This window comes from Streptomyces sp. CAI-85 (assembly GCF_013363615.1).
Classification (GTDB): Bacteria; Actinomycetota; Actinomycetes; order Streptomycetales; family Streptomycetaceae; genus Streptomyces; species Streptomyces antibioticus_B.
The window spans coordinates 38,390-47,282 of the sequence record NZ_JAANNX010000039.1 but is presented as its reverse complement, the minus strand read 5'-3'; the positions used below and the strand labels follow the sequence as shown (position 1 = coordinate 47,282).

General features: G+C 74.6%; 9 protein-coding genes and 1 pseudogene. 8 read left to right on the top strand and 2 right to left on the bottom strand.

What is annotated here, in order from left to right; all coding sequences use genetic code 11:
- The 4 genes and pseudogenes from rpsA to G6W55_RS28120 form a co-directional block, all read left to right on the top strand.
- Positions 1 to 280 (top strand): annotated as a pseudogene (gene rpsA, locus G6W55_RS28135) (30S ribosomal protein S1); the annotation flags it as partial.
- A 168-nt stretch (positions 281 to 448) separates the two neighbouring features.
- Complete coding sequence (locus G6W55_RS28130) at positions 449 to 1,387, top strand: PAC2 family protein (protein ID WP_175523593.1); 939 nt, start codon at positions 449 to 451, stop codon at positions 1,385 to 1,387.
- A gap of 65 nt (positions 1,388 to 1,452) precedes the next feature.
- Entirely contained in the window at positions 1,453 to 2,055 is a 603-nt protein-coding gene (coaE, locus tag G6W55_RS28125; RefSeq protein ID WP_175523592.1) for a dephospho-CoA kinase, read from the top strand.
- A 50-nt stretch (positions 2,056 to 2,105) separates the two neighbouring features.
- The gene (locus G6W55_RS28120; RefSeq protein ID WP_085208539.1) at positions 2,106 to 2,486 is read left to right on the top strand and encodes a tetratricopeptide repeat protein; all 381 of its coding nucleotides are present in this window, start codon (positions 2,106 to 2,108) and stop codon (positions 2,484 to 2,486) included.
- Between the two features lie 37 nt (positions 2,487 to 2,523).
- Here the strand turns inward: G6W55_RS28120 and G6W55_RS28115 are convergent, their stop codons facing one another.
- On the bottom strand, positions 2,524 to 2,790 hold the full coding sequence (locus tag G6W55_RS28115) for a DUF6343 family protein (RefSeq protein ID WP_175523599.1): 267 nt from the start codon (positions 2,788 to 2,790) through the stop codon (positions 2,524 to 2,526).
- A gap of 86 nt (positions 2,791 to 2,876) precedes the next feature.
- Between G6W55_RS28115 and G6W55_RS28110 the strand changes: the two genes are divergently transcribed.
- From G6W55_RS28110 to G6W55_RS28095, 4 genes are all read left to right on the top strand, one after another.
- Positions 2,877 to 3,779, top strand: coding sequence for an acyltransferase domain-containing protein (locus G6W55_RS28110; RefSeq protein ID WP_175523591.1), 903 nt, complete (start codon positions 2,877 to 2,879; stop codon positions 3,777 to 3,779).
- A 34-nt stretch (positions 3,780 to 3,813) separates the two neighbouring features.
- Complete coding sequence (locus G6W55_RS28105) at positions 3,814 to 4,539, top strand: uracil-DNA glycosylase (protein ID WP_175523590.1); 726 nt, start codon at positions 3,814 to 3,816, stop codon at positions 4,537 to 4,539.
- Positions 4,540 to 4,709: 170 nt separating this feature from the next.
- A complete protein-coding gene (locus G6W55_RS28100; RefSeq protein ID WP_175523589.1) occupies positions 4,710 to 6,632 on the top strand; it encodes an FUSC family protein in 1,923 nt (640 codons plus the stop codon).
- A gap of 173 nt (positions 6,633 to 6,805) precedes the next feature.
- Positions 6,806 to 6,979 (top strand): hypothetical protein, encoded by a 174-nt coding sequence (locus G6W55_RS28095; RefSeq protein WP_167797174.1) that lies wholly within the window; start codon positions 6,806 to 6,808, stop codon positions 6,977 to 6,979.
- Positions 6,980 to 6,983: 4 nt separating this feature from the next.
- Here the strand turns inward: G6W55_RS28095 and G6W55_RS28090 are convergent, their stop codons facing one another.
- A complete protein-coding gene (locus G6W55_RS28090) occupies positions 6,984 to 8,846 on the bottom strand; it encodes an ABC transporter ATP-binding protein (protein WP_175523598.1) in 1,863 nt (620 codons plus the stop codon).
- Positions 8,847 to 8,893 lie beyond the last annotated feature (47 nt).

The following is an 8,893-nucleotide window of genomic DNA, read 5'->3' as shown; positions in this document are numbered from 1 at the left end:
CCCCGAGACCAACGACTGGCTCGAGGGCTACGAGACCCAGCGCGAGGCGTGGGAGCATCAGTACGCCGAGGCGCAGACCCGCTTCGAGCAGCACCAGCAGCAGGTCATCAAGTCCCGCGAGGCCGACGCCGCTGCCGCGGCCGAGGGCGGCGAGGCTGCGGCTCCGGCCGCCTCGGGTGGCGGCTCGTACTCCTCCGAGGGCGCGGACACCTCCGGTGCCCTGGCCTCGGACGAGGCGCTCGCCGCGCTGCGCGAGAAGCTCGCCGGCGGCCAGAGCTGACGCTCGGCACACCGGCTGCCACCGGGGCCTGAGCGCCCCGGCCGGCAGAACAGCATGAAGAAGGGCCGTACCTCTCGGGGTGCGGCCCTTCTCCTGTGCGTTCCCGTGCGGGAATGCCGTCGCTCCCACGGGTGTTGTGAAGGGGGAACACGAGGAGGAGCGGTCCAGGTGCTTGATCCGCAGGGTTTGTACGCATGGGAGCCGAAAGGGCTGGCCGTCGTCGACATGGCGCTGGCCCAGGAGTCGGCCGGACTTGTGATGCTCTACCACTTCGACGGATACATCGACGCGGGGGAGACCGGTGACCAGATCGTCGACCGGCTGCTCGGCTCACTGCCCCACCAGCTCGTCGCCCGCTTCGACCACGACCGGCTCGTCGACTACCGCGCGCGCCGGCCGCTGCTGACCTTCAAGCGCGACCGCTGGACGGAGTACGAGGAGCCCTCCATCGAGGTGCGCCTCGTCCAGGACACCACCGGCGCCCCCTTCCTGCTGCTGTCCGGGCCCGAACCGGACGTGGAGTGGGAGCGGTTCGCCGTCGCCGTGAAGCAGATCGTCGAACGCCTCGGCGTCCGGCTGTCGGTGAACTTCCACGGCATCCCCATGGGCGTCCCGCACACCCGCCCCGTGGGCCTCACCCCGCACGGCAACCGGACGGACCTGGTCCCCGGCCACCGCAGCCCCTTCGACGAGGCACAGGTCCCCGGCAGCGCCGAGGCGCTCGTCGAGTACCGCCTCATGGAGACCGGGCACGACGTGCTGGGCGTCGCCGCGCACGTCCCCCACTACATCGCCCGCTCCGCCTACCCGGACGCCGCCCTGACGGTCCTGGAGGCCATCACCGCGGCCACCGGACTGGTCCTGCCGGGCATCGCGCACGCGCTGCGCACCGACGCCCACCGCACCCAGACCGAGATCGACCGCCAGATCCAGGAGGGCGACGAGGAACTCACCGCCCTCGTCCAGGGGTTGGAGCACCAGTACGACGCGGCGGCGGGCGCCGAGACCCGCGGCAACATGCTCGCCGAACCCGTCGACATCCCCTCCGCCGACGAGATCGGCCGCGAGTTCGAGAAGTTCCTCGCGGAACGCGAGGGCGAGGGCTGAGCCACCGCCTGGAAGCCCCGGGCCTGCCGGACGCGACACCACCGGCAGGCCCTAAGCTTCCGCTCATGCTGACAGTGGGCCTGACCGGCGGAATCGGCGCCGGCAAGAGCGAGGTGTCCCGGCTGCTCGTCGCGTGCGGGGCCGTACTGATCGACGCCGACCGGATCGCCCGCGAGGTCGTCGCCCCCGGGACACCGGGGCTCGCCGCCGTCGTGGAGGCGTTCGGCGCGGAGGTCCTCGCCGAGGACGGCGGCCTCGACCGGCCGAGACTGGGCTCGATCGTCTTCGCCGACCCGGAGAAGCTGGCCGTCCTGAACGGCATCGTGCACCCCCTGGTCGGCGCCCGCTCCCGCGAGCTGGAGGACGCCGCCCCCGAGGACGCCGTCGTCGTCCACGACGTCCCGCTCCTCACCGAGAACGGCCTCGCCCCGTTCTACGACGTCGTCATCGTCGTCGACGCCGACCCCCGCACCCAGCTCGACCGGCTCGTCCGGCTGCGCGGTATGACCGAGGACGACGCCCGCGCGCGGATGGCCGCCCAGGCGACCCGCGAGGAGCGCCGGAAGATCGCCGACATCGTCATCGACAACGACGTACCGCTCCCCGACCTCCAGGCGCGGGTGCGGGAGGTCTGGGCGGATCTGGCGCGCCGGGCGCGCACGGAATAGCGGTCCGCGCTCCGCGCGTTGAACCCTGCCAGCAAGGGAAGGATTTTTCCGTGCCCGAAACCAGCGGTTCGACCGGACGTACTCCGGAGACGCATGTCATCGACTTCCGCGCCGCGGAGCAGTTGCTCGCCGCGCGGGATCCGCGGGGCGCGGTGAAGCTGCTCGACCGGGTCATCGCCGCACACCCCGAGAACACCGCCGCCCGGCTGCTGCGCGCCCGCGCCTTCTTCGCGGCCGCCCAGCTCCGCCCCGCCGAACTGGAGTTCACGGTCGTCCTGGAGCGCGAGCCGGACAACGCCTTCGCGCACTTCGCGCTGGCCCGCACCTACCAGCGGCAGGGGCGCGCCGACATGGCGACCCGCCACTTCCGGCTCGCCGCCGCCCTGGACCCCAACCCGCGCTATCTGGAGGCGGCCCGCTTCGAGACCTGAGGGGCTCCCGCTTCGAGACCTGAGGGCTGCTGAGCCGTCAGGACCGGCCGTGGTCCGGCGGCCGGTACGGCGGGACGTCGCGGCCCGGCTGGTAGTGCGGGCCCTGCCGCAGATGCCGCAGGATCCGCGCCAGGTCGACGGTGACCACCAGCCACAGCAGTCCGCAGGCCACCGCCCATCCGGGGCGCCCCGCCAGCATGAACGCGATCGTCCCGAAGACCGCCCAGACCAGACCCCACAGGCTCAGCCAGAAGCGCATCCGCAGCGCACTGCGCGCGGTCACCGGCTCACTGCCCGTACGCATCCAGATCACCACTTCCTCCCTGCAACGTACTGCGCGGCCCGGACGTTCTCCAAGGGAGCCCGAAGCAACCGGAGGGGGGCGGCGCCGTGCTGCCGGACGCCGACGAACTGGCCGAGGTCCTCCTCGACCTCGCGGTACCGCACGAGGACATCGACGAGGCCGTACGGCTGAGCCGGCATCTGCGCCGGGACGCCGGGGCGCTGCGCTTCCTGGAGGAGGCGGCGGCCGGCCTGGTCGAGGGAATCGGTTCGGTCCGCGAGAAGGCGGCCGACATCCCGCCGCTCCCGGGCGCCACGGGTGCCCTCGCGCGCTACGCCCCGCTGTTCGTCTTCGCCGCCGCCCTGCCCCATGTCCGCGCCCACCACCGCGCGCGGGGCGTCCCGGACCGGATCGGCCGGCACACCCTCGCCGACGTCGGCCGGTGTGTCGCCTGGCACCGGCGCTGGTACGGCACGGGCGGGGTGCTCAGCCCGCGCTGGCTGAGCCTGCACTTCCACGGCGAGCTGTACCAACTGGGGCGGCTCCAGTTCCAGCGCGGCCGGATCGGCTCCTGGACCGGCGGTTCGATCGCCGAGGCCGGACTGCCCCTCGTCCCCGGCGACCCCGCGCTCGCCCTGCACATTCCCGACTTCCTGGGCCCGCTGACGCCGGAGGCCGTCGACCGCTCCCTCGCCCTGGCCCGCGCCTTCTTCGCCCGCCACTACCCCGAGGAGTCCTACCAGGTGGCGATCTGCGGCTCCTGGCTGCTCGACCCGCAACTGAGGGACCGGCTGCCCGCCGACTCCAACATCGTCCGCTTCCAGGAGCGGTTCCGGCTCAGCCACCGCCTCTCGGAGCCCGAGGACACCGAGCCCGTGCGCTTCGTCTTCGGCACCACCGACGTCCCCCTCGACCGGCTCCCGCGCCGGACGCCCGTGCAGCGGGCGGTCCTGGACCATCTGGACGAGGGCGGGCACTGGTACGTGGGGCACGGCTGGTTCCGTCTGTGAACCGCCCCGCCCCGCGCGGCCGTACGGTGGAGTGATGGACGCCCCTCGTGATCCGGACGCCGGGCCCGGCTGCGCCGTCGGGCTGGCCGAGCTGGACCTGCGGGTCGAGGGGTGCCGGGCCTGCCCCCGGCTGGTGGCCTGGCGGGAGGAGGTGGCCCGCACCAAGCGGGCGGCCTTCGCCGACTGGACGTACTGGGGGCGGCCGGTGCCCGGGTTCGGGCCCTCCGACGCGCGGCTGCTGATCATCGGGCTCGCCCCGGCCGCGCACGGCGGCAACCGCACCGGCCGGATGTTCACCGGCGACCGCTCGGGTGACGTCCTATACCAGGCGCTGTACGACGTCGGGCTCGCCTCGCAGCCCACCTCGGTCGCGGCCGACGACGGCCTGGAGCTGTACGGCGTGCGCGTCACCGCGCCGGTGCACTGCGCGCCGCCCGACAACAAGCCCACGCCCGGCGAACGGGACACCTGCCGCCCCTGGCTCGTACAGGAACTGCGGCTGCTGCGGCCGACTCTGCGCGCCGTCGTCGTCCTCGGCGCCTTCGGCTGGCAGGCCGCGCTGCCCGCGTTCGCCGAGGCCGGCTGGACCGTGCCCCGGCCCCGGCCCGCGTTCGCGCACGGGGCGAGGGTCTCGCTCGACGGCCTCGCCCTCTTCGGCTGCTTCCACGTCAGCCAGCGCAACACCTTCACCGGGCGCCTCACCCCCGAGATGCTGAGAGACGTACTGCGCACGGCGGCGGAGCGGGCAGGGCTCCCCTGACCGCCGGCCCGTGAGACCGCCCGGAAGCCGTCACCCGGCTGAAACGCGCCTGTCCCACAGCCCCCACGCGCACCACGTACCGTGGAGGGAGCAGCCCACCGCTGACCGATCATCGCCCCGGCCACTGTCGCCCGAAGGCACATCCGAGCCCTCGCACCGACAGGAGCCCCGTGTCACCGCGCCCGCACCGTCCCGCTCGCGCCGCTCTGCCGCCCTGGATCGCACACGCGCTGCGCGCCCAGCGCGGGCCCGTCCCCTGGAGCGCCGTCGCACGCGGGGCGCTCTCCGCCGGGCCGCTGCTGCTCGCCGCCGTCCTGGCGGACCGTACGTCCCTCGGTGTGGTGGCCGCGATCGCCGCGATGCTCGCCGGGATCAACGACCGGCCCGGCAGCCGCCGCTCCTCCGTCAAACGGCTCGGGGCCCCCGCGCTCGCCGGTGCGGCCGGACTGCTCGTCGGGACGTACGCCGGGGACCACGCCGGGCCGGTCGCGCTGACGGCCGTGCTCACCGGGCTCGGGCTCCTCGCCGGCGGGATCAGCGCCGTCGGACCGGTCGCCTCGGGCGCCGGGACCCAACTGCTGGTCGCCGCCGCGATCGGCGCCGGGATGCCGCTGCCCGAGGACGGCCCGACCCGCGCCCTCGCCTTCCTCGCCGGCGCCGGCTGGCTGCTCACCCTGCGGCTGGCCCTGCCCACACCGGGCGCGATGACCGGCGACTTCCGCTTCGACGGGGAACGGGACGCGGTGGCCGGCGTGTACGACGCGATCGCCGCCCTCCTCGACGCCGCCGGCACCGGGCACGCCACCGCCCGCCGCGCCGCCCTCACCGCCGCGCTCGACGACGCCCAGGACGCCCTCGACGGGCCCCGGCTGCGCCGCTTCGCCAGCAGCGCGGCCGAACGGCGGCTGCACGGCCAGTACGCCGCCGCGCTGCCCCTGGCCGAGGCCGCCACAGCCCTCGCCTGGGCCGGTGAGCCCGTCGGCGCACGCGCGGGCGAGGGGCCCCGGCGGCTCGCCGCCGCCGTCCGAGAGAACACCCCCACCGGACCGCTGCCCGCCCCGTCCCGGTCGGCGCCCGCGCTGCGCGCCCTCGACGACGCCCTGCTGCGCGCCGCCGACGCCTTCGACCGGGGCACCGGACACGATCTGCACACCCGTCGGCGGGGCGCGCGGGACCTGCTGCGGACCGTCCTCGGCGCCGGGGGCCGCGAGTACGGGCTGCGGGTCGCGCTCTGCTTCGGGACCAGCGTCGCCCTCGCGCAGGCCCTGCACCACACCCACTGGTACGGGCGGCACGAGCACTGGTACTGGCTGCCCGCCACGGCCGTCTTCCTGGTCAAGCCCGACCTCGGGCCGCTGGTGTCCCGCGTGCTGTGCCGGGCCGCGGGGACCGTGGCGGGGGCGCTGCTCTTCGCCGGGTTCGCCGCCCTGCTGCCGCGCCCTGCCGGGCTCGTGGCGCTGGTCGCGGTCTGCGGCGCGCTGATCCCGGTCGCCACGCGGCACTTCGCCGCGCTGACCGCCGTCGTCACCATGCTCGTGCTGTCCCTGGTGATGGTCGGCGGGGAGCCCCAGGCGTCGGCCGGACGGCTCGTGGAGACCCTGCTGGCCTGCGGGATCGTGCTGTTCGTCGGGCATCTGCCGATGCCGGGGGAGCGCGGCGGCCAGGTCCGGGCCCGGCTCGCCACGGCCGCCGACGCGGCGCACGCCTACCTCACCCATGTGCTCGCCGAGCGGGACGGTGCCGGTGTCCCGCTCGGCCGGGACGACGACCGTGCCGCCCGCTGGACGCTGCGCCGCGAGGCGTACCGCACGCTCGCCGAGGCCCGGGCCGCCAGCGCGCGGGCCGCCGCCGAACTGCCCGCCCTCGCCCGGCACACCGAGGGCACGGACGAGGTCGCCGCCCTGCTGGAGCGGCTCGTGGACACCACCACCGCCTGCGCGGTCCACCGCGACGACACCGGACGGCTCGACGCGGCCCACCGGGAGCGGCTCGCCGAACTCCTCGACGAACTCGCCGTACGACGCGGCCGTGTGGGCCTGCCGACCCCGTCCGCCCCGTCGGCCGCGCTGCCGGAGCCGTCCCGCGTCGGCTGACACGGTACGTGCCCCTTCCGACACGGATGGTGCGGAAAGTGTCCGGAAAGTGACCGGACCCTCACCGTCCGCGCCGACCCCGTGTCAGCTACGTCTCAGTACCGCAACCGACCGAGCCGTTCGGCCTCCGCAGGGCGTTAACTCCTACAAGTACGACGCTTCGGAGGTGCGAGATGGTGAACGGGCGGACCGTGCTCGAACGCTTTCCCGCAGGTGGGCCGCGCGGATCGTGGCCCGCGGAGGAGTTCGCGCACGCACGGCGCATGGAGGGGCTGCCCGCCGAGGTCGTCATGGACCTCGCCACGGACACCTTCCTGGTGATCGTCCGCGCGGACGCGACCGACTGAGCCGTCAGCCCACCTGCGAGGTGGGCGCCGGCGTCGAGAACTGCCCCGCCTGGAGCGCGTACAGCTCGGCGTAGACCCCGCCGCCCGCCAGCAGCTCGTCCGGTGTCCCGGACTCCACCAGCCGGCCCTGGTCCAGCACATGCACCAGGTCCGCGTGCCGGACCGACGCCAGCCGGTGGGTGATCAGCACGACCGTCTGGCCGCTGTCGGCCAGCGCCCGGATCTTCTCGAAGACCTCCAGCTCGGCCCGCGCGTCCAGGGCGGCCGTCGGCTCGTCCACGATCAGGATGCGGCCCCGCCGGTACGCGGCCCGCGCGATGCCGAGCCTCTGCCACTGCCCGCCGGACAGCTCGTGCCCGCCGCTGAAATGCCGGGCCAGCAGGGTGTCCAGACCGCGCGGCAGATCCGCCACCACGTCCTCCGCGCCCGCCTCCGCGACCGACGTGGCCAGCCGCTCCTCCGTCAGCGCCGCCGACGACCGCCCGATCGCCACGTTGACCCGCGCGGTGAACGGCCAGCGCTTGAAGTCCTGCGCCACCATCGCGATGCGCTCGGCGAGCCGGTGCCGGTCCGCGTCCGCCACGTCCACGTCGTCCCACAGGATCCGCCCCCGGTCCGGCCGGTACAGCCCCGCCAGCAGCTTCACCAGCGTCGTCTTGCCCGAGCCGTTCTCCCCGACGAGCGCGATGATCCGGCCCAGCGGAAGGGTGAGCGTGACGTCGTCCAGCGCGGGCCGGGCCGACTCACCGGGATAGCCGAAGGTGACGTTCTCGAACCGGATCTCCCGCGGATCGTCCGGCAGCGCCACCCCGCCCACCGGGATCGCCCGCTCGGCCGCCTCGACGTACAGCCGCTGGAGATCACCGACGAACAGGGCCTCCTCGTGCAGCTCGTTGATCTCCAGGACCAGCGTGTTCAGGCTCGTGGAACCCGAGCGGATCGCGATGACGGCCGTGCCCGCCACCGCCAGCGCCATCGTCCCCGTCAGCAGCAGCCCGCCCAGCGTGGCGTACGTCGCCGCCGTCGCCAGGCCCGTCCAGGCCGCCGCGATCAGCCCGGTGCGGGCGGCCAGCCGGGCCAGCCGGGCCTGCTCTGCCTCCGCCGTCTCCGACATCGCCCGGAAGTGCCGCAGCAGGAACGGTCCGACCCCGTGCACCCGGATCTCCGGCGCGGCCGCCGGCTCCGTGAGCAGGCTCCCGATCAGATGGCCCGCGCGCGCGTGCTGCACCCAGGTGTGGAAGGACTCGTAGCGGCGCCGCGCGTTCGTCAGCGCGCTCCACGCGCTGGGCAGCGTCATCGTCACCAGCAGCGGCAGCAGCAGGGGGTGCAGCACCGTGAGCACGCCCGCCGCGGCGGCCAGCGAGATCACCGCGTTCACCACCCGCGCCCCGTACATGATCATCCGGCGGGCGGACTGGGCGCCGTACTGCGCGGTGTCCAGCAGCTTGTGGAAGGCGTGATCCTCGATCGCGGACAGCTCGACCGCCGCCGCCCGCTCCAGGTACAGCTCGGTCGCCACCCGCTCCACCTTGGGTTCGAGCCGCCCGGTGGCGTACGTCGACGCGGCCCGCAGCAGCGCCGACACCAGGAGGACGACGGCCATGACGGTCAGCGCCGGGGCGGCGTCGCGCAGCCGGTCCTCGATAGGTCCGGAGCCGATCAGCCGGGTCAGCACGGTGTTGACGGCGAGCAGGCTGACCGCCTGCGCGGCGCCCTGGGCGATCTCCGCGCCCAGCACGATCCTGGCCGCGCGCGGGTCGGCCTGCCGGGCCAGCCGCAGGCTCAGGGCGAGCAGTGACGGCAGCCGGGCGACCATGGCCCGGAAGTCCAGCTCCAGGAACGCGTCCCGGTGCTGGTTCCAGCCCATGTCGTAGCGGAGCGGGCCGCCGAAGAGCAGCCGCTCCGACTCGGAGA